At 61.2% G+C, this 19,640-nt stretch carries 17 protein-coding genes and 1 pseudogene; 4 read left to right on the top strand and 14 right to left on the bottom strand.

The window, feature by feature from the left end:
• Positions 1 to 37: 37 nt before the first annotated feature.
• From AC5ZG5_RS04595 to AC5ZG5_RS04610, 4 genes are read right to left on the bottom strand one after another with little or no spacing between them, the layout of a single operon-like run.
• On the bottom strand, positions 38 to 1,138 hold the full coding sequence (locus AC5ZG5_RS04595) for an ABC transporter ATP-binding protein (RefSeq protein WP_456641193.1): 1,101 nt from the start codon (positions 1,136 to 1,138) through the stop codon (positions 38 to 40).
• 18 nt (positions 1,139 to 1,156) lie between these two features.
• The gene (locus AC5ZG5_RS04600) at positions 1,157 to 1,975 is read right to left on the bottom strand and encodes an ABC transporter permease (RefSeq protein ID WP_130222751.1); all 819 of its coding nucleotides are present in this window, start codon (positions 1,973 to 1,975) and stop codon (positions 1,157 to 1,159) included.
• Positions 1,972 to 2,850: an ABC transporter permease gene (locus tag AC5ZG5_RS04605; RefSeq protein ID WP_456641194.1), complete on the bottom strand. Its 879-nt coding sequence runs from the start codon at positions 2,848 to 2,850 to the stop codon at positions 1,972 to 1,974. Before AC5ZG5_RS04605 ends, AC5ZG5_RS04600 begins: the two co-directional genes overlap by 4 nt.
• 46 nt (positions 2,851 to 2,896) lie before the next feature.
• A complete protein-coding gene (locus AC5ZG5_RS04610; protein WP_496165431.1) occupies positions 2,897 to 3,946 on the bottom strand; it encodes an ABC transporter substrate-binding protein in 1,050 nt (349 codons plus the stop codon).
• A 483-nt stretch (positions 3,947 to 4,429) separates the two neighbouring features.
• Here AC5ZG5_RS04610 and AC5ZG5_RS04615 point away from each other — a divergent pair, with 483 nt between their 5' ends.
• Positions 4,430 to 4,912 (top strand): GNAT family N-acetyltransferase, encoded by a 483-nt coding sequence (locus tag AC5ZG5_RS04615; protein ID WP_456641321.1) that lies wholly within the window; start codon positions 4,430 to 4,432, stop codon positions 4,910 to 4,912.
• 64 nt (positions 4,913 to 4,976) lie between these two features.
• On the opposite strand, the gene AC5ZG5_RS04620 is transcribed toward AC5ZG5_RS04615, so the two are convergent.
• A complete protein-coding gene (locus tag AC5ZG5_RS04620; RefSeq protein WP_456641196.1) occupies positions 4,977 to 5,699 on the bottom strand; it encodes an isochorismatase family protein in 723 nt (240 codons plus the stop codon).
• Between the two features lie 161 nt (positions 5,700 to 5,860).
• Between AC5ZG5_RS04620 and AC5ZG5_RS04625 the strand changes: the two are divergent.
• A pseudogene (locus AC5ZG5_RS04625) lies at positions 5,861 to 5,998 on the top strand (helix-turn-helix domain-containing protein); the annotation flags it as partial.
• Between the two features lie 165 nt (positions 5,999 to 6,163).
• On the top strand, positions 6,164 to 6,763 hold the full coding sequence (locus AC5ZG5_RS04630; RefSeq protein WP_456641322.1) for a LysR family substrate-binding domain-containing protein: 600 nt from the start codon (positions 6,164 to 6,166) through the stop codon (positions 6,761 to 6,763).
• A gap of 19 nt (positions 6,764 to 6,782) precedes the next feature.
• On the opposite strand, the gene AC5ZG5_RS04635 is transcribed toward AC5ZG5_RS04630, so the two are convergent.
• From AC5ZG5_RS04635 to AC5ZG5_RS04670, 8 genes are all read right to left on the bottom strand, one after another.
• Positions 6,783 to 8,654 (bottom strand): gamma-glutamyltransferase family protein, encoded by a 1,872-nt coding sequence (locus AC5ZG5_RS04635; protein ID WP_456641197.1) that lies wholly within the window; start codon positions 8,652 to 8,654, stop codon positions 6,783 to 6,785.
• A 12-nt stretch (positions 8,655 to 8,666) separates the two neighbouring features.
• Positions 8,667 to 9,959, bottom strand: coding sequence for a serine hydroxymethyltransferase (gene glyA / locus AC5ZG5_RS04640; protein ID WP_456641198.1), 1,293 nt, complete (start codon positions 9,957 to 9,959; stop codon positions 8,667 to 8,669).
• Between the two features lie 10 nt (positions 9,960 to 9,969).
• On the bottom strand, positions 9,970 to 11,343 hold the full coding sequence (locus AC5ZG5_RS04645) for an L-serine ammonia-lyase (protein ID WP_456641199.1): 1,374 nt from the start codon (positions 11,341 to 11,343) through the stop codon (positions 9,970 to 9,972).
• Between the two features lie 4 nt (positions 11,344 to 11,347).
• Positions 11,348 to 11,920 carry a sarcosine oxidase subunit gamma gene (locus AC5ZG5_RS04650; RefSeq protein WP_456641200.1) on the bottom strand — a complete coding sequence of 191 codons (573 nt, stop codon included), beginning with the start codon at positions 11,918 to 11,920 and terminating at the stop codon, positions 11,348 to 11,350.
• 16 nt (positions 11,921 to 11,936) lie between these two features.
• Positions 11,937 to 14,933 carry a sarcosine oxidase subunit alpha gene (locus AC5ZG5_RS04655; RefSeq protein WP_456641201.1) on the bottom strand — a complete coding sequence of 999 codons (2,997 nt, stop codon included), beginning with the start codon at positions 14,931 to 14,933 and terminating at the stop codon, positions 11,937 to 11,939.
• Positions 14,930 to 15,253, bottom strand: coding sequence for a sarcosine oxidase subunit delta (locus AC5ZG5_RS04660; protein ID WP_456641202.1), 324 nt, complete (start codon positions 15,251 to 15,253; stop codon positions 14,930 to 14,932). Before AC5ZG5_RS04660 ends, AC5ZG5_RS04655 begins: the two co-directional genes overlap by 4 nt.
• 17 nt (positions 15,254 to 15,270) lie before the next feature.
• Positions 15,271 to 16,524: a sarcosine oxidase subunit beta family protein gene (locus AC5ZG5_RS04665; protein ID WP_456641203.1), complete on the bottom strand. Its 1,254-nt coding sequence runs from the start codon at positions 16,522 to 16,524 to the stop codon at positions 15,271 to 15,273.
• A 198-nt stretch (positions 16,525 to 16,722) separates the two neighbouring features.
• Positions 16,723 to 17,619, bottom strand: a complete 897-nt coding sequence (locus AC5ZG5_RS04670) for a CobW family GTP-binding protein (RefSeq protein WP_456671179.1) — start codon at positions 17,617 to 17,619, stop codon at positions 16,723 to 16,725.
• Here AC5ZG5_RS04670 and AC5ZG5_RS04675 point away from each other — a divergent pair.
• Positions 17,609 to 17,743 carry a hypothetical protein gene (locus tag AC5ZG5_RS04675; RefSeq protein ID WP_456671178.1) on the top strand — a complete coding sequence of 45 codons (135 nt, stop codon included), beginning with the start codon at positions 17,609 to 17,611 and terminating at the stop codon, positions 17,741 to 17,743. The genes AC5ZG5_RS04670 and AC5ZG5_RS04675 overlap by 11 nt on opposite strands.
• 16 nt (positions 17,744 to 17,759) lie before the next feature.
• On the opposite strand, the gene AC5ZG5_RS04680 is transcribed toward AC5ZG5_RS04675, so the two are convergent.
• Entirely contained in the window at positions 17,760 to 19,418 is a 1,659-nt protein-coding gene (locus tag AC5ZG5_RS04680; RefSeq protein WP_456641205.1) for an amidohydrolase, read from the bottom strand.
• Between the last annotated feature and the right edge of the window lie 222 nt (positions 19,419 to 19,640).

A 19,640-nucleotide genomic window follows, 5' to 3' on the forward strand; every position in this document is an offset into this window, starting at 1 on the left:
GATTGGGACGCAGCCGGTACCAAGTAGTGACGGTCCGTTAGGGCTCGCCCTCCAGGTTTGCCCTCGTGCCCGCGTCGGCATTGAAGAGAAAGCACCACTTGGGAGCAATCGTGAGCCTGACCGCCTGCCCTGGCTGAACCGCTTCCGGCATGTCCCGATTGGCCTGCTGAACCAGAAGACGTTGCTCGCCGCGAACCTTAATCTGATACTCGGTGAAAGGTCCGAGATAGCTGATGAGCTCGACCACCCCGTCGATCTCGTTCGCATCGCCGTGCACCGTCGCCGCCGATGCCTGGCCGACGGCAATCTTGATTTTCTCGGGCCTCACCCCAAGCAGCGTCGCCCGCGCGATTTTCGGCGCAACCTTGAGGGAAATTCCCGCATCGGTCGTGAACCTGTCGCCAACCAGTGTTCCCTTGAAGAAGTTTGTCTTACCGATGAAGTCGGCGACGAAAGGCGTAGCCGGCCGCTCGTAGAGATCGGCGGGGCTCCCGATCTGCTCGATGGCACCCCCATTCATCACCACGAGCCGATCGGCGAGGCTAAGCGCTTCCTCCTGGTCGTGGGTGACGAACACGGTCGTCAGCCCCAGCGATTGTTGCAATTGTCTTATCTGCAGCCGAACGTCGTGTCGCAGCTTCGCGTCGAGAGCCGACAGCGGCTCGTCCAGCAACAACACATGCGGATTGATGACCAGTGCGCGAGCCAACGCGACCCGCTGTTGCTGCCCTCCCGACAATTGTCGTGGCATGCGTTCTGAGAAACGGCCGAGCTGCACCAGGTCCAGAACCTTGGCCACGCGCTGTCGGATATCGCCTTTGGGAACGCGGCGCATCTCCAGTCCGTAGGCGATGTTCTGATGGACGTTCATATGGGGAAACAGGGCAAAGCCCTGAAACACCATTCCCGTATTGCGCTTGTTGGGCGGAAGATCGGTCACATCCTGATCGCCGAACAAGATCCGGCCCGCACTAGCCTCGATAAAGCCCGCGATCATCCGAAGCGTCGTGGTCTTTCCACATCCGCTGGGCCCGAGCAGCGCCAGGAATTCTCCGTTCGCGATATCGAGCGACATTTCCCTCACAGCGACGAAGGAGTCGTATTGCTTCACCACGTTCTGGAGAGTGACGTTGGACACTGTTAGCCCTTTTGTTCTTCAGAATGTTCGGCCGAGACGCACGTATCGGTCGGAAACGATGAGCGCAATCGCGATGATGAGAACCTGGATCGTCGCAACCGCCATGATCGTCGGATCGGTTCGGTATTCCAGATAGTTGAGCATCGCGATCGGCAGCGTGATACGACCAGGACCGACTAGCAGGAGCGACTTCTCAAGATCGCCGAACGAAGCGATGAATCCGAACAGAACGCCAGCCGTGATACCCGGGCGTATCAGCGGAAGGGTTATACGGAAGAAAGTCGTAAGCCGCGTGGCGCCGAGACTAAGTGATGCTTCCTCGATCGCAGGATCGAGCCCGGCCAAGGATGCGACGAGCAGCCGCAACACCCAAGGTATCGCGATCAGAGCATGGGCCAAAGTCAGGCCATAAACCGTAGAGGCGAACTGAACGTCGCTCCAGATCTGAAGCTCAATGTAGAACAGATAGATCGCGCTGCCGGCGACGATGGCCGGGATCATCAGCGGCGACATCAGCACAGTGTTGATGAACTCCCGTCCCCGGAACTGGTATCTGCCGATCGCGAGCGCTGCGGGAACGCCCAGGCATAGCGCGAGCACCGACGCACTGATCGCCACCTGAAAGCTCAGGAAGAAGCCGCTCCTGAAGGCTTCGAGGCTCCAGGCCTGAACGAACCAGCTTCCCGTGTATCCCTCGGGAGGAAATGAAAGGATTTTGTTGCTGAAGAACGCGACCCATATCGTTGTCGCCAGCGGAACGAGCACGAACAGGATGGTGGCCCATACGAAGATCAGATAGATCCACCTGAGCGGGCTCGCTTTGCTGATACTCGTCATCGGACGGCACCTATCCGTGCCGTCCGATTGAACATTACGGCGGACACGACCGTGAGCACCATCGTCAGGGAGATCAGCATGAACGCCAGCGCCGAGGCGAACGGCCAGTTCATGGCCGCTGATATCTGCTTGTAGATGGTCGGCGCCATCATGTAGAACTTTGGCCCACCGATGAGGATCGGCGTCGCATAGGCATTCATCGACAGGATGAAGCACAGCACGCAGCCTGCGAAGATACCCGGCATCAGAAGAGGAAGGACGATCCGGCGAAACGTTGTCAGCGCGGAAGCCCCCAGGTTGAGTGACGCTTCCTCCAGCGATACGTCGATATTGTGCATGACGCTGTTGAGCGTCACGATCATGAATGGCAATAGTACCGACGTCAGACCCGTGATTACCGCGCCGGACGTGTAGAGTAGTTGCAGCGTTTCGCCTCCCGGGTCGAGTTGTTGCAGCAGGAAATTCAATAAGCCCTTGTTATCGAGGATGATGATCCATCCGGCGGTCCTCGCCACGTTCCCCATGAACAGCGGCAAGACGATTGCGATGATCAGATAGCGCTTCAGTATGGCTGCAGTCGTCCTCGCCATGAAATACGCAACAGCCAATCCACCGATGAGGCACAGCAACGTCGTGACTGCCGAGACCCAGAGGGTCGTCCACAACACCTGACGGTAGAATTCGTCCTTGAAGAACCTGACGTAATTATCCAGCGTGAACGCCTGGATGTACATCTGTGCCGCGTCGTACTGGTAGAAGCTCAACCGCAGCATCATGAGGAGCGGAAGCATCAACAGTAGCGAGACAAAGACGAAGGCCGGTCCCGACAAGGCATAAGGGGCAGCCCACCGGGTGCGTCTTGCGACGGCAGGCATGCCGCTTGACTCTCGTGCAACTACTAGCGTGGTCATCTAGACGCGTTCAGCTCTTGAATTCTTTGTTCCACCAATCGAGCAGATCATTGCGGTTCTTCAGCCAGAATGCATGGGGCCGGTTATGGATCGCCTTCTTCTCTTGCTCAGTGAATTCGATCTGCTTGGCGGCAGCTTCGGGCAATACCGACTTGGTGTTTGATGGCGAATAGAATGACTTCTGGACCAGAGCCGTGAGCCCGTCCGGGTCTAGCAACGCATTGCAGTAGAATTTCGCCGCCTGAGGATTCGATCCCTTCTTCGGCATCACCAGACCGAAGATGATGCCGATGCCGCCCTCCGCCGGATACGCGGAAACCACATCGACGCCCTCCGAGGCGAATTGCAGGATGCGCGCCTTGTACTCGGGAGCGACGAGGATCTCTTCGTTCTTGAGCGCCTGCTCGATCTGCAGATGGTTCGGATAGATGCGCGGGCTGGCCGCTTTCTTCCATTCCATCATGCTGGCTTTCACGGCCTCGATATTGATGTTGTCGAGGGACTTTCCGAGCTTGAGTGCCGTGGACTCGATGTGGTGAAACCAGTGGGCGTCGCTTAGGCCGACGATGCCCTTGTACTTGGGGTCCCAGAGATCGGCAAAGCTCTTGGGAGCTTCCTTCAATTTCTTGGGGTTGTAGCCGATGATCCAGGCGCTGTATTGCCAAGGGACGAATGTGGGCGTTCGCAGGATGGACAGGGTATCCTTCAGTCGCGGGACGGCCTGTTCATCGATCGCATCAAGCGCTTCCAACGAAGCCAGTTCGAACGCGGTCGCGTCGTCCATGTGCGCGACATCCATAGGCGCACGCGGCAGCCTGCGGCTCGCAATGATCTTTGTTCTGCGTTGGTCAAACCCGTCGAGGTCGCGGACAACAGTGTAACCGGCCTTCTCGACAATGGGCGCTTCGAAGAACTGGACCGTGCGGTCGTTCCAGTCCCCACCCCAATTGGCGACGATGATTTGGCCACCTTCGGCGCGGACCCCGCCCGCGCTCGACATGAGCGCCATCGCGCTCGTCGCACCCGCAAGAAACCCGCGCCGGTTCATCAGATAGCTCATGCGTCCCTCCGTGGTGCCACTCGCTCTTTGGCGCCATTGCCAAAGGCTGCGAATGCCCTCCCGCTTCCCCTCTTGCTCTCGTCTTTCGAAAGTCACAAAAATGTATACGTGCACTGCCAGCCGGGGCTTGTATGAATGCGACATGAAAATTGTAGCTGTTGGAAGACGCGAGGGACGTCGCGTCGCACGACCCTGGCAATGTGCAGTAAGTATGCAAACGGCCGCTTATCTACTAAGCAAATGGCATGCGATCGCAGCGCAGTCGACTTGGCGTAGTTGTGCGATTCCGAAATAGCGCCCAGGTTGAGTTGCGTTCGCGAGCACCTCAAGTCACGGCGGGAAGTTGCTTCGCGGCGCCGCATGACGTGGAGGGCTAGAAGGACTCGGATCGCCATTCCCTGTATTAGAATGGCCTTTGCTCGAGCTTCATCGGCGAAGCTCGCTTTTCCCCCACTCGACATACCCACGGAACAATCACTCATGCTGCAGATAAGGCCGGCCACAGTTGAGGATAGCGCATCGATCTGGTCGATCATCGGCCCTGTCATTCGCGCCGGCGAGACCTACACACTCCCCAGGGACATGTCGGAAGCAGACGCTCTCCGCTATTGGATGGGGACGGATCGGCAAACCTTTATTGCGGTGCAAGACGGAAACGCGGTGGGGACCTATTACCTACGCGCCAATCAGGCCGGCGGCGGATCGCATGTCGCCAATTGCGGCTACATGACGCACGTGAGCGCTCAGGGAAAAGGTATCGCACGGCAGATGTGCGAACATTCCCTGCTGCATGCGAAGAGCCAGGGATTTTCCGCGATGCAATTCAATTTCGTTGTCAGCAGCAATGAGCGCGCCGTCAGCCTCTGGCATTCTCTTGGCTTCCGGGACGTCGGTCGCCTGCCACTCGCCTTCCGTCGGCCCTCAGGCGACTATGTTGATGCGCTTGTGATGTTCAAGTTGCTGTAGCGACTGAACCGTTCAGTATCAGCAACGGCGGGACGCTGTCCATCTCGCCGCTGCTGCGGGAGCGTTACTCGGCCGCCATGCGCGTCGATCCCACACTGTCCAGGTAATCGACGCATTCATCGACGCTGTGGACGTCAGCGAACTTGGCGTCGATGTCGTAGAGGTTCCAGGCGACCGCGCCAGGCACGCGGTCACCGATGCACTCACGAACAGCAATGGTGCGAAAACCGTCTGCGAGGCCATCGCAGATCGTCGTGCGGACGCAGGCCGTCGCGGTCACGCCGGTTACCAGGATGGTGTCGACGCCGGCAGCGCGCAGAATTCCCCCAAGGCCCGTACCGTGAAATGCGCTCGCCCGCTTCTTCAGCAAGGTATATTCACCCTCGACCGGAGCGATTCGCGCGTCGATGGCCCAGAGTGCCCGATCGTTGAGATTGACGACCTCGATCGGTATTTTGCAGTGCCACAAGCCCATGTCGGTGAACGGTGCGTTGCGATCGGTGATCTCGTAGGCCGTAGTCACGTGGATCACCGGATGGCCGTTCGTGCGGCACGCCTTGAGGAGCCGCTGCATGCCCGGCATGATCTGGTTGTCCATCGCTTCCTGATCGCAGGTGAAGGGATTGCCGGGCCGCGTCCAGGCGTTGGCGAGATCGACGCTCACCAGCGCGGGACGCCTTCCAAATCCGATACGACGCTGGAAACCGCGCTCCTGATAGATCTTCGTGGAAGCATCGAAGGCCTGCTGCAACATGCGGTTAAGTTCGCGATTGTCGATGTCCTGCACGGTCAATCTCCTGGTTGTCCGGCCGTCCTGACCGACGGCTCCATGTCCCGACCCCGCCATCATGACGAAACACAGCGCGCGCGGAAGTGATCGTTCGCCAATTGTTGTTGCACGGCCTGCATCAATCGATATCCTTCACTCGCCCGTAGGGAAGGCGCCGAATGTGCGGAGACGGAGGTCTCGAACTCACGCAGTCGTTTGTGGTAGTCGCCGAGGAACTCAGTTTCCGACGCGGCGCCCAGCGTCTCAATATTGATCAGTCGGCCCTGACCCGTCGCATTCAAAGATTGGAACAACAGCTCGGCTTCAAGCTGTTCGAGCGCACCACCCGGGAAGTTTCGCTCACGCCGGCGGGCCGCTGCTTCTACGAAACAAATGTCGAGCTGTTGCGGGGTTACGAACGGGCAGTCGGCGCGGCGCGTCTTGTCGCGCAAGGCAAGACCGGAGAGCTACGGCTGGCTTACATGTCCTTCGCGGCAACGACGCTGATGCCGTCGGCAGTCTCTCGATACAGACGGCTCCATCCGCATGTCGCGCTGAACCTGCGTTACATGCGTACGCAAGGTCAGAAGCTGGCACTCGCGCATGACGAGATCGACATCGGCTACATGATCGGGCCGTTCGACCATCCCGATTTCCAGGTCCTGGTGGTTTCGATAGAGCCGCTTTATCTCGTCGCCCCGCGGGATCACGAGTTGACCCGTGCGCCAAAGATACGTCCAGCCGACCTTGCCGGGCAGGATCTTATCCTCGGAGATATGGGCGAGTGGGAAGCGTATCGCTGGCGCCTCAGCGACATCTTCGCGGCGGAAGGCTTGAGCATGAAGGTCTGCCTGGAGGCGTCGAATCCGATGGCCCTGCTCGGACTCGTCGCGGCCGGTCTCGGCGTCACGATCTATCCAAAGAGCTTGATCGGATTCGCCGGTCACAATATCGATCTGCGTCCCATCGACGATCAAAGATTTTGTCTTGAAACGGTTCTAGCCTGGAAAAGAACGAACAGGTCCAAGACCGTCCGCGCCTTCATTGAGCTGGCCGGGCAACGGCACTCATCTATCGACTGATGAGCGCGCACTGTGTCACTCAACGGCCAAAGGCGTAACCCTGCATGTAGCGAGGGTTCGCCGCCGCGCGCAGCACCCTCCCTCTTTTGGAAACCGCCGAAAGCCTTCCGAGCGACCAGTCGTCGACGATTTCGATGCGATGTCCCCTGTCCGCAAGCTCCTTCTGCACCTCCATCGAAAAACGACCTTCCATCGTCAGTGAGCCGGGTTTAGCACGTCGTGGAAAGAACGAGCTCGGCATGTGGTCGTTGTGAAACATCGGTGCGTCGATCGCACCCTGCAGATTGAGATTGTGATGCACGTGGCGCAGAAAGAAGACGGAGCTCCACTGATCCTGTTGATCGCCGCCGGGAGTGCCGAAACTCGCGTACGGCTCCCCGTCCCTGTACACCAGGGAAACGGAAAGGGTGGTCCGGGGGCGCTTACCGGGGGCAAGCGACGATGGAAGCCCCGGCTTGAGCCAGAACATCTGCGCTCGCGTCCCGAGCGCGAACCCTAGTCCGGGAATTACCGGCGAACTTTGCAGCCAGCCTCCGCTTGGAGTTGCCGAGACGATGTTGCCGTGCCGGTCGATCACGTCGAGATGGACCGTATCGCCGCGCACCGCGCCGCGGCGGTTGATCGCGGGCTCGCCGCTGTCGGCCGTGGAGCGGGCAACCGTAGGCTCGCCGGCGCCCAGCGCCGCGCTCCCGTCCTCGGCGTCGCCGATGGCATAGGGCACGGCATGATCGAACCCCTCGATCGAGCCGGGCCGGAAGTCGAGCGAGGCAGCACTCCCCACCAACTCTCGTCGCGCGTTCGCGTATTCCTCGCTCAGAAGCCTTGCCATCGGCACATCGACAAAATTCGGATCGCCGTAATATTTCTCGCGATCGGCGAATGCGAGCTTGGAGCACTCGGTGACGGTGTGAATGAAGTCGGCGCCGAGAGGATCCATCGAGGATAGATCGAATCCCTTGAGCAAAGCGAGCTGCTGGAGGAACACCGGCCCCTGCGTCCACGGTCCCGGCTTGAGCACTTGGAAAGCACCATAGCTCAGCGAAAGCGGATCCTCGTATGTCTCTTGCCAGAGCGAGAGATCCTGTCCGGAGATGATTCCGGCATGCCGCGATCCCGAGGTATCCATCACCGGCGTCCGGACGAACTGGTCGATCGCCTCGGCGACGAACCCCTGGTAGAACGCCTTGCGCGCTGCTTCTATTTTCTGTTCTCTCGTCCCTCGCGTTTCATCGGCAACCCGGACGATCCTCTCATACGTCGACGCAAGGTCCGGATTCGCAAACAGTGCGCCTGCCGGCGGAATGCCGTCCTTCAGATAGACGTCTGCTGATGTCGGCCACTCCTCCTGGAAAAGGGGAGCGACCGTTTGGATCGCAGCGGCGATCCTCGGAAGCATCACGTAACCGTCGCGAGCGTAGGTGATCGCGGATTCCAGGACGTCACCGACGTCCATTGTCCCGTAGTCGCGGAGCAGTCTCATCCAGGCGCCGAACGAGCCGGGAACGCATGCCGGAAGAAACCCGCTTCCCGGAATGATGTCGAGGCCGAGTTTGGCGAACGTCTCAATCGTGGCGCCTGCCGGCGCAACCCCTTGCCCGCACAGCACGCGCGCGCGTCCCGATTTCGCGTCGTGGAAGATGATCGGGACCTCGCCGCCGAACCCGTTGAGATGCGGCTCGACGACTTGCAGCGCAAAGCCGATGGCCACCGCGGCGTCGAAGGCATTGCCTCCCTTCTCGAGGATCCGCATGCCAGCGGCAGTTCCCAGCCAATGAGTCGAGGCAACCACCCCGAACGCGCCGACGATTTCCGGCCTCGTCGTAAATGCGCCCTCGCCGGCATCAGGACCGTAGCTGAGTCGGAAGTTCCCCAGTGCCAAATTGCTCGACATTCTCGGCTCTCTTCAGCCCAACGGATAGATCGGGAACGCCTTCGTCAGCTCTGCGACCTGTCCTTTCACGCGCTGCTCGACAGCCGGAGCCGCGTCGGTATTCGCGGCGGAAACGGCGTCCAATACATCCGCGATCAGATTGCCTACCGCCTGAAATTCTCCTTCGCCGAAACCGCGCGACGTCGTCGCCGCTGTTCCGAGCCTGATTCCCGAGGTGACAGTCGGCTTCTCCGGGTCGAAAGGTATCCCGTTTTTGTTGCAGGTGATGTTAGCCCGTCCGAGTGCGGTTTCTGCCGTCTTGCCGTTGAGGTTCTTGGAACGCAGATCGACCAGAAACAGATGATTGTCGGTCCCACCGGAGACGACGGAGTATCCCCGTTCCATGAGGGTATTCGCGAGCGTCCTGGCGTTCCTGACGACGTCGCTGGCGTATCGGCGAAATTCCGGCGTCAGCGCTTCGCCGAATGCGACCGCCTTTGCAGCGATCACATGCATCAGCGGACCGCCTTGAAGGCCCGGGAAGATCGACGAGTCGATCTTCTTTGCCAACACTGCGTCGTTGCACAGGATCAGACCGCCGCGCGGACCCCGCAGCGTCTTGTGCGTGGTCGAGGTGACGATATGCGCGTGAGGAACAGGCGACGGATGGACGCCGCCGGCGACCAGACCGGCGAAATGTGCCATGTCGACCATGAGATAGGCGCCAACCAGGTCCGCGATACGACGGAATTCGGCGAAGTCCCAGAAGCGCGAGTAAGCCGACCCGCCGGCGACAATGACCTTCGGCCTATGCTCCAGTGCGAGACGCTCCAGCGCCTCCATGTCGATCCTCTGATCTTCCGGACGCACGCCGTAGCTCACGGCGTTGAACCACTTGCCGGACATGTTGGGCTTGGCGCCGTGGGTGAGATGGCCTCCCGCGGCCAAGTCCAGTCCCATGAAAGTATCGCCTGGCTTCATGAGAGCCATGAAGGCGCCCTGGTTGGCCTGACTGCCCGAATTCGGTTGCACGTTCGCGAAGGCGCAGCCGAAGAGCTTCTTGGCGCGCTCTCTCGCGACCTCCTCCGCCACGTCGACATGCGCGCATCCGCCATAGTAGCGTCGTCCCGGGTAGCCTTCCGCATACTTGTTCGTCAGAACCGAGCCTTGCGCCTGCAGGACCGCGCGCGAGACGATGTTCTCGGAGGCGATCAGCTCTATCTCTTCCTGCTGTCGCCGCAGCTCGTCTGCGATGGCGGACGCCACCTCGGGATCCAGGGTCGAGATGTCGGTGGTGAAGAACTTGTTCGACGCAGCTTGTCCCATGTGTGTTCCTTCAGCATTCCGCCAGGTTTACCGCGAGTCCTCCGAGCGAGGTCTCCTTGTATTTGGATTGCATGTCCCGGCCGGTCTCGCGCATCGTCGCGATCACCTTGTCGAGCGACACCACATGCGTCCCGTCGCCCTGGAGCGCCAGCGAGGCGGCGCTGATGGCCTTGATGGCGCCGAAGGCGTTTCGCTCGATGCAGGGTATCTGCACCAGGCCGCCGATAGGATCGCAGGTCATGCCAAGATGGTGCTCCATGCCGATCTCGGCGGCGTTCTCGATCTGCTCGTTCGTACCGCCGAGAACCGCCGCCAATCCCGCGGCCGCCATCGAGCAGGCGACACCGACTTCGCCCTGACATCCGACCTCCGCGCCGGAGATGGACGCATTCATCTTGAACAAGGCTCCGATCGCTGCAGCGGTCAGAAGAAAGCGGCGCAGTCCTTCGGTGTCGGCGTCGTGACAATGGTCGCGAAAGTAACGCAGCGTGGCCGGAATGATGCCGGCCGCGCCGTTGGTCGGCGCGGTAACGACGCGGCTTCCCGCGGCGTTCTCTTCGTTGACGGCTATCGCATACAGGCTGACCCAATCCATCACGGCGTGTTGCGCGCGATTGTTCGCTCCGGATGCCACGAGGAGCCTCCGATGGAGCGCAGGCGCCCGCCTCCGCACCTCAAGACCGCCCGGGAGTTCTCCCTCCGTCACCATGCCGCGGTCTATGCAAGACATCATGACCGCGACGATGCGATCAAGATGTGCCTCGACGTCTTCGCTTGGCAGCCGCGAGGTCTCGTTGGCCAGAACCATCTCGGCAATAGACAGGCCTGACGAAGCGCCCATCGTGAGAAGGTCGCGGCCGGAGCGAAACGGATAGGGCACCGGCGCCGACGAGGCGGGCGACGGCTCTCCCACCTCCTCTTCCGGCACAACGAAGCCGCCGCCGATCGAGCACCATCGCTGTTCGAGGAGCCGCTCTCCCGCAAAATCGAAGACCATAAGCGCCAGCGTATTTGGATGATGGACCGGAGGAGTGATGCCGTCGAATACGATGTCCGCCTCGGGATCGAAGGCGATCCGGTACTTGCCTGCGAAACGGAGCACCTTTTCTTGCCGGGCCGACGCCACGATCTTGTCCGCATCATCAGGATCGACCGCATCAGGACGTTCGCCGGCAAGGCCGAGAATGACGGCTTTGTCCGTGCCGTGCCCTTTACCGGTCCAGGCGAGCGATCCGAACAGATCGACCCGCACCCGCGCCACGCGTGGCAGCAGACCGGAACGCTCCACGGTCTCGGCGAAGAGGGCCGCCGCCTTCATGGGGCCGACCGTGTGGGACGACGATGGGCCTATGCCGATCTTGAAGAGCTCGAACGTTCCGATCATGAAATCACGTGGGTGACCTTGCCGACTGGTCGTGGAGGAGTTCCTGGCGGGCTTCGTCCAGGAACGACCAGACGTAAGGCGAGAAAGAGCGCCAGACGTCCAGATGAAACACCTCCTGCTCCGTTCGGGAGAGCACTATCGGCGACTTGCCGAGAATGGTGCGCGTGCACATCCCGACCGGAAATGCTCGTTCGGAGAGATCGAGCGGGCAGCCGTGATTGAGCACGTATTCGCTCATCGGTCCCCTTATCGCCATGGAGTCGGATCGATGACTGACGTCGACGAGGGAACAGGAATGGGAGGCGAGCTTTTCCGACATCGTTGAGAACAGCTCAGAAGAATCCACTCCGATCGCTTCCAGCAACCACTCGTCCGGACCCAACCAATAGGCTTTGCGTCCCGCCGCCTCGCGGAAGCGGTTGGCGGTCTGGGGCAGCTCGACGCCGAATGCCTCTCCGGCCGCGCCGATCGACGAGGGTCGTCCGCGAAACACCAATTTCGCCGCATCGGGCAGCACCGCGAGCGAAACCTGCGGAGAACTGGCGCTGTCGCGGCTGACGGCCGCCAGCGAGTTCACCCTGACGATCGTTGCCTCAACCATCGAGACGCTTCCCTTCCGGATCGTAGAATATCGGCTGGACGACTTCGAGCGTCACGGGCCCGCTTGGCATCGGAACGCTCAGGCGTGAGCCGATGCGCGCCCGGCCGCCTTGCACCAAGGCCAGAGCGATCGAGCGGTCGAGCGCAACGCTCCAGTACGACGACGTAACGTGGCCGATCATCGTCATGGGGACAGGCTCAAACGGATCGGCGACGACCTGCGCCCCCTCCTCCAGCACGATGTTCGGATCGACAGTGAGCAGCCCGACCAGTTGTTTTCGATCGCTTCGGCTCATGGCGGGCCGCGCCAGCGAACGTTTGCCGACGAAGTCCTTCTTGGCCTTCCCGATCGCCCAGGCCAGCCCCACGTCATCGGGGGTCACGGTGCCATCAGTCTCCTGACCAACAATGATGTATCCCTTCTCAGCCCGGAGAACGTGCATCGTTTCGGTGCCGTAAGGCGTGATGCCGAACTCGCGTCCCGCGGCGTAAATCGCCTCCCACACCCCACGGCCATATCCCATGGGGACGTTGACCTCGAAGCCCAGTTCGCCGGTGAAGGAGACCCTGAAAAGTCGCGTCGGCACCCCGCAGATATGCCCCTCCTGCACGCTCATGTGCGGCATGGCCTGCTGGGAGATGTCGATGCCGTGCACGAGCGGCTCCAGCACCTTGCGTGCATTCGGTCCCTGGACGGCAATGACGGCCCATTGCTCGGTGGTCGACGTCAACCAGACGTCGAGGTCCGACCACTCCGTTTGCAGGTAGTCCTCCATGAGGGCGAGCACGCGGGCGGCGCCACCCGTCGTCGTCGTGACGTGGAAGCGATCTGGCGACATTCGCCCGACGACGCCGTCGTCCATGACAAAGCCGTCCTCGCGCAGCATAACCCCGTAGCGCAGACGCCCCGGCTCAAGCTTGGTCCATGCATTGGTGTACATCCGGTTCATGAATTCGGTGGCGTCCTTGCCGACAACCTCGATCTTGCCGAGCGTGGTAGCGTCGAAAATCCCGACCGATTCCCGTGTCGCCTTGCATTCGCGCCTGACCGCCGCGTGCATGTCCTCGCCCGGTCGCGGGAAATAATGAGCTCGTTTCCAAAGGCTCACATCCTCGAAGACGGCGCCGTTCTCGCGCGCCCATTCGTGGATTGACGTTTTCCGAACCGGATCGAACAGCTCTCCTCTGGACTGGCCGGCGAACGCGCCGAAGCTCGTCGGCGTATATGGCGGGCGGAATGTGGTCAGGCCGACTTGGGAGACGGGCAACGCCAGTGTTTGCGAGACGATGCCCAACGCGTTCATGTTGGACGTCTTGCCCTGGTCGGTCGCCATACCCGTGGTCGTGTAGCGCTTGACATGCTCGATGGATCGAAAGCCTTCGCGCGTCGCGAGTTCGATGTCTTTTGCGGTGACGTCGTTCTGAAAGTCGACCCAGGCCCGTGTTCGTCGCGATTTGCCGCCGCTCGGCGCGGCACCGATGAAACCATCCCTGCCCAACGATTGAGTGAAAACCGAAAACTTGTGCTCGGCCGCCGCAGTTCCTCCCGATGCCTTTGCCGCACTGAGTCCTCCCGCGAACCCGTCGGCGAGAGATGCGCCGAGGTCGAATACGCCTCGACAAGCTCCGACGGAACGCTCGCGCTCGACCGAGGTGTCCGGCAGATATGCCTTCAGATCCTCGTCATAGACGAGCTTGCCGCGCGACTGCGAGAACAGGTGCACACTCGGCGTGAAGCCAGCCGACATCAGCAGAAGGTCACACGCGAAGGTTTCGGGATGCCCCGTGCTTCCTCCGGAAATTCGCGCCAGATCGGCATGCGAGATGCGCAGACGGCCGTAAGTGCCGGCGACCACCGTGGATGGACGCACGTCGATGCCGGCGGCTCGCGCCCGCTCGATCCATCGGCCATTCGGAGCTGATCTCACATCCGCTATCGCAGCGATCTCAACGCCCGCGCTCTTCAACTCAAGCGCCGCGCGATAAGCGCTGTCGCAGGCGGTGAAGACAACCGCCCGGCTGCCGGGCAACACTCCATAGCGATTGAGATATGTCCGCGCCGCCTCGGCCATCATGATCCCGGGGCGATCATTGTCCGGAAACACCAGCGGCCTTTCGATGGCGCCGGTCGCAAGGACCACTTCCCTGGCCCGCACCTGCCACATTCGCTCCCGCGGCTGCTTTGTGATTGCCAGTCCCAAATGGTCCGTGACGCGCTCACATAGCCCAAGGAAATTGTGCGGATACCAACCGAACGCGGTGGTCCGCGGCAACAGGACCACGTTCGTTCGCGACTTCAATTCCCGGATGGTCTGCTCCAGCCAATCGGCGGCCCCCTGCCCGTCGATGGTTGCGTCCCGCTCCGACAGCAGCGAGCCTCCCATCTGGTCCTGCTCGTCGCAGACAAAGACCTTCACGCCTGATCGCGCCGCCGCCAGCGCGGCTGCGAGGCCGGCCGGCCCCGCACCGACGACCAGGACATCGCAATGCCCGTACACTTGCGTATAACGGTCGGCGTCAGCGGCTTCCGGAGCGCGCCCCAGCCCGGCGGCCCGCCGGATCATCGGCTCGTACAGCTTCTTCCACGCCGACGCCGGCCACATGAAGGTCTTGTAGTAGAAGCCCGCCGGGAGAAATCGCGAGAACAGGTCGTTTGCGCCGCTGAAGTCCAGCGACAGGGACGGCCACCGGTTCTGGCTCTCCGCCACGAGGCCGTCGTACAGCTCGAGCTGGGTTGCGCGAAGGTTCGGCGTATAACGCGCTTCCTCGCTGCCGACGCCTACCAGCGCATTCGGTTCATCCGGCCCCGCGGACAAAAAGCCGCGAGGGCGATGGTACTTGAACGACCTGCCGACGAGATGGACGCCATTGGCGATAAGTGCCGAAGCGAGCGTGTCGCCTGCGAACCCGGAATATTTCTTGCCGTCGAAGTGGAACGACAGCGGCTTGCTGCGATCGATGCGGCCGCCCGCGGGAAGCCGGTATCTCATAGCGCCGCTCCGCTCCTGCTGGACCACTCTTCCAACCCCGGGTCGACCGGTTTGGGAGGCTCCTCGCCGATCTTGTAGGTCGCCACGATCGCATCGGAGACCGTATTCCGCTGTACGTTGAAGAAGCGCGCACAGCCGTGAATGTGCCTCCAGCGTTCCGCGTGCAGTCCTTTCGGATTGCTTCTTATGTACAGGTACTCCGCCCAGGACTCGTCATCGAGAGCGGCCGGATCCTTCGGGCGAGCGATGTGAGCCTGTCCTCCGTAGGAGAACTCGAGTTCCGGCCTCGGACCGCAGAAGGGGCACTTGATGAGAAGCATGTGACTGGATTTCCAAACTAGTGGGCCACCGCCGCAGCAGCGGCTTCGTCGATCATCACGCCATCGCGAAATCGCTCGATCGTGAAAGGCGCGTTGATCGGGTGAGGATCATTCTTCGCAATCGTCCACGCGAAAACGTCGCCTGAACCTGGCGTCGCCTTGAATCCTCCAGTGCCCCAGCCACAATTAACGTAGAGCCCGGGCACCGGCGTCTTCGCCACGATGGGGGACCGATCGGGGGTTACGTCGACGATGCCCCCCCAGTTGCGCAACATCCGTAGTCTTCTGAACATCGGCACAAGCTCGCAGATGGCGTCGAGCGTATGGGTTGCGATATGCAGCGCGCCCCGCTGTGAATAGGATGTGTAGGCATCGGTGCCGGCGCCGATGACCATCTCTCCCTTGTCGGATTGCGAGATGTAGGCGTGAATGGTGTTTGACATCACCACGCAGGGAAAGGCCGGCTTGACGGGCTCTGAGACCAGAGCCTGGAGCGGAAAGCTCTCCAGCGGCAACCTTACCCCGGCCATGTTCATGACGACGCTGGTGTTGCCGGCCGCAACGACTCCGATCTTGCCGGCCCGAATGAAGCCCCTTGACGTCTCGATCCCTTCCACTCGGCCCGATGCGGCGCGGCGGATGCCGAGGACCTCGCAGTTTTCCAGGATGTCGACGCCACGCGCGTCCGCGGCTCTTGCGTATCCCCATGCGACAGCATCGTGCCGAGCGGTGCCGCCCCGCCGCTGCAAGGCGCCGCCAAGGATCGGATAGCGCATGGCGCCGCCAACGTTCAGCGGAGGACAGAACTCCTTGCACTCTTGTGGCGACAGCCATTCATTGTCGATACCGTTGAGCCTGTTGGCATGGACATGCCGCCTGAAGCTTTGGACGTCGTGAATGTTGTGCGCCAACATCAGGACGCCCCGCGGGGAGTACATCACATTGTAGTTCAGCTGCTGCGAGAGCCCTTCCCACAGTTTCAGGGCATGCTCGTAGAGCCTGGCGCTCTCGTCAAAGAGATAGTTCGATCGGATGATCGTCGTGTTACGGCCCGTATTCCCGCCTCCGATCCATCCCTTCTCTACGACCGCGACGTTTGTTAGTCCGTACCGTTCGGCCAGGTAGAATGCCGTCGCCAAACCGTGCCCACCGCCTCCGACAATCACAACATCGTAGGCAGGTTTCGGCTCGGGCGAACGCCACTGCCGTGGCCACGTCTCGTGGCCCCCGAGAGCTTCGCGAAACAAGGAAATTGCAGAGAATCGTCTCATGGGTGCCCGTGCCAGAATAACTGCGATTTATTATCGCCTGCCGATACGATCTCGCCAGCATCCGCTCGCCGTGCTTGTTGGATGAAAGCGACATCCCGGCGATCGACGCCGTCGCCGGGGTGCGTCGGGCTTCCGGATTGGACGGTATCGAACCGGGTGCGCCACACTGGGCGGAAGTGCGGCATCACCACCCCCTGGTCATGGTATGAGCCGGGATACCTCGGCCTCATCCCACTGCTCGGAGAAGCCGATCAGGACGAGCCTCGAGGCATGCTGGGCAATCGATGAGGGAGCCGATACGGCTTCAAGGCTCTCGCGCTTGCCGACCCGCTGATAGACGAATCTTCGTTGTTCGTCGTCCTTGAAGCAAAAGATACCCTTTGCTCGTATGACATTCGGCGGAAGCTCGCGCAACGCCCGCATGATCGCGTCTCTGTCTGCCGGCGTCGACCAGCTACGCGTTGTCGAGGCGAATGAGGTGTGATGGCCGGTGTCTGAGCATCCGAATGTCGACGAGGGACTAGCGTTCACACCCAGCACGATATCGGCAGGAATGTCGCCGTGCATCGCCTCGAGGACGGTGCGGCCCGGAGCCGCTGATTCGATCAGCCCCTTGATCATATCCCGCCGATCCTCGATGAGGTCGGATTTGCTCATCACGACGATATCGGCCGCAGACAACTGCGCCAGCATCGTCGGCCGGGTTCTCTCATCCCTGATGCGCTCGGGAAATGTTTCGCAGTCCACCAGTGCGAGGATAGCATCGAGCCGTATTGCAGGATTGGCCAACGCGACCTGCGCGATGCCGCGCGGATCCGCGAGTCCACTCGCTTCAAGGACGATGGCGTCGGGAGGTTCTTTTCGCTCGATCAGCCGCTGGATCGCGTTGACCAGATCGCCGTTGGTGGAACAGCACGCGCAACCGTTGGTCAGGCCGATCGTATCCTCGCTTTGAAAGCGGATCAGCTCCTCGTCGATGTTCACGGCCGCAAAATCATTGACGAGTACGGCTATCCTCCTGCCCCCGGGCTCGGAGAGCAGACGGTTCACCAGCGTTGTCTTTCCCGCCCCCAGGAATCCGCTGATGATCGTCAAAGGCAGCGATATCGGGGCGACCGCGCGAGGAACGACCCTCGCGGCCTCAAAGATGCCCATCAACATGGCCAGCGTTTCTTTGCCGGCTGTCGGATTAACCGGCACAGCGACGTCGTCGGCTTGATCGCGGGATTCGGCTGTCATGCGGGTTGCGGCGTGCCGCCGAGAACCGTGCCCCAGATCTTGATGTCCTTGAGATCGACGGGATCGACCTCGAACGGATCAGCTTCGAGCACGGCAAAGTCGGCGAACTTCCCCGGCTCCAGACTGCCCAATCGCTGTTCGGCGCCCAGCACGTAAGCGGCATCGATCGTGATCGCACGCAGCGCTCGTTCGACGCCGATCCGTTCGCCCGGCGCCAGCACCGTCTTTCCATCCAGGGCGATGCGATTGACCGCGACCCAGGCGGCGGTCAACGGATGGAGCGGAACGAGGACCAGCGAGTAGTCGGAGTGAAGCGCGAAGATCACTCCTTCGCGCTCAAGGGACCCCAATCGCGCCACCGCCTCGGAACGATCCGGCCCGAACCCCTCTTCGGCGTGAAGCTGACTGCGATAGTGCACGAAATAATTGTTCACGCTGGCGACGCCGCCGAGCGCCTTTAGCCGGCGGGCCTGGTCGGGCGTGCTGATGCAGTAGTGCTCCAAGGTGAAACGATGGTCGAATTGCGGCTGCGCCTTCTGAAGCTTGGCCAGGGCGTTGAGCGACGCATCCACCGCTTCGTCACCGTTTGCGTGGCAGTGGATCTGGATCCCCGCCTTCCAATACGGAAGCATCCGCTCGTGGAGCTCATCCCACGGAACATCATTGCGCAGGCCGTTGCTTCCGTCGAGATAACCAGGAAAATTCAGCCGCAGGGACATCGCCGGGAATGACCCGTCAGATAGAAACTTCACGCCATGAAAGAAGAGCTTGTCGCCACTCCTCTTCATCGCATCGCGAAGAAAATCTGCGCCTTTGCTGCCGTGATCGGCGTAGAGTGCGAGCTCGAGCGAAACAAGGCCCATGCGTAGCGGAAAGCTCTCGTCCGGAACCACCTTCGCATGGAGCGCCCATTCGTTCTCGAAGTTTCCCTTGCCGAAGATCATTTCGGCGGTCGTGGTGACGCCGGCCTTGCGCGCGATGTCTCCCATTCGCTTCAGGCCATCGGCGCCGCCACGCTCCGCGATCGCTTCGCGCATCGCGCCGAGCGCGAGACGTCCCGCCTCCAGCTCGACGAACTGTCCGTTCAACCTGCCGTCCGGATACCGCATCACGCCGTGCACATTGGTGTTGTCGGGAACCTTGGCCCGTTCCAGCGCCGCGCTGTTCAGGTAGATGAAATGTGGGGCATAGGAGATCACCCACATCGGCCGATCGAGGGAAACGGCATCAAGCTCGTCGCGATGCAGATGTCCGTCCTGCGATGCGGGATCCAATCCCCAGGCAATCAGTGGCGCATTCGGATCTGGGTCGGCGTTGGCGGCTTCGCGAAGCTTGGCTAGAACCTCGCCGCGGGTGCGCAAACCCTTGTTGATGCCGTGCGGTCCCGGCGAGTCGATCGGGCCGATGTAGTGCATCGCGAGATAACCGGCCGAGAACGCGAAGTGCGTGTGGGGATCGATGAATCCCGGCAGGATGACCTTGTCCGCAAAGGTATCGTCGATCTTGTAGGGGTACCGCTTCAGCCAGGGCTGCATGGTCTCGATCGTGCCGGTCGACAGAACACGACCATCTCTCACCGCCACGCATTGGGCGAAAGGACGACCCGGATCCATCGTAACAACCTTCCGCGCCCGATAGACCGTGATATCTCCCATTTGATCTCCCCTGAGTGTCTGGTCAGTTCGCCAATGAGCCGAGCGGCCCGGTTACTCGAACCGTGGAGCAATGTGCACTTTCGCACCCCTTCGCGGTTGGAAGCTTGCGACATCGCTCGCGTAACGACGCGACACGTACGGCCCCGCATCTTGCCTATGGACGTGTAGCCGTGATGATCGGCCCTCCTGCTCGTGCAGCTTGTCGCGGGCGTCAAAACGACA

The sequence above is a fragment of the Bradyrhizobium sp. Ses1 genome (genome assembly GCF_059512365.1).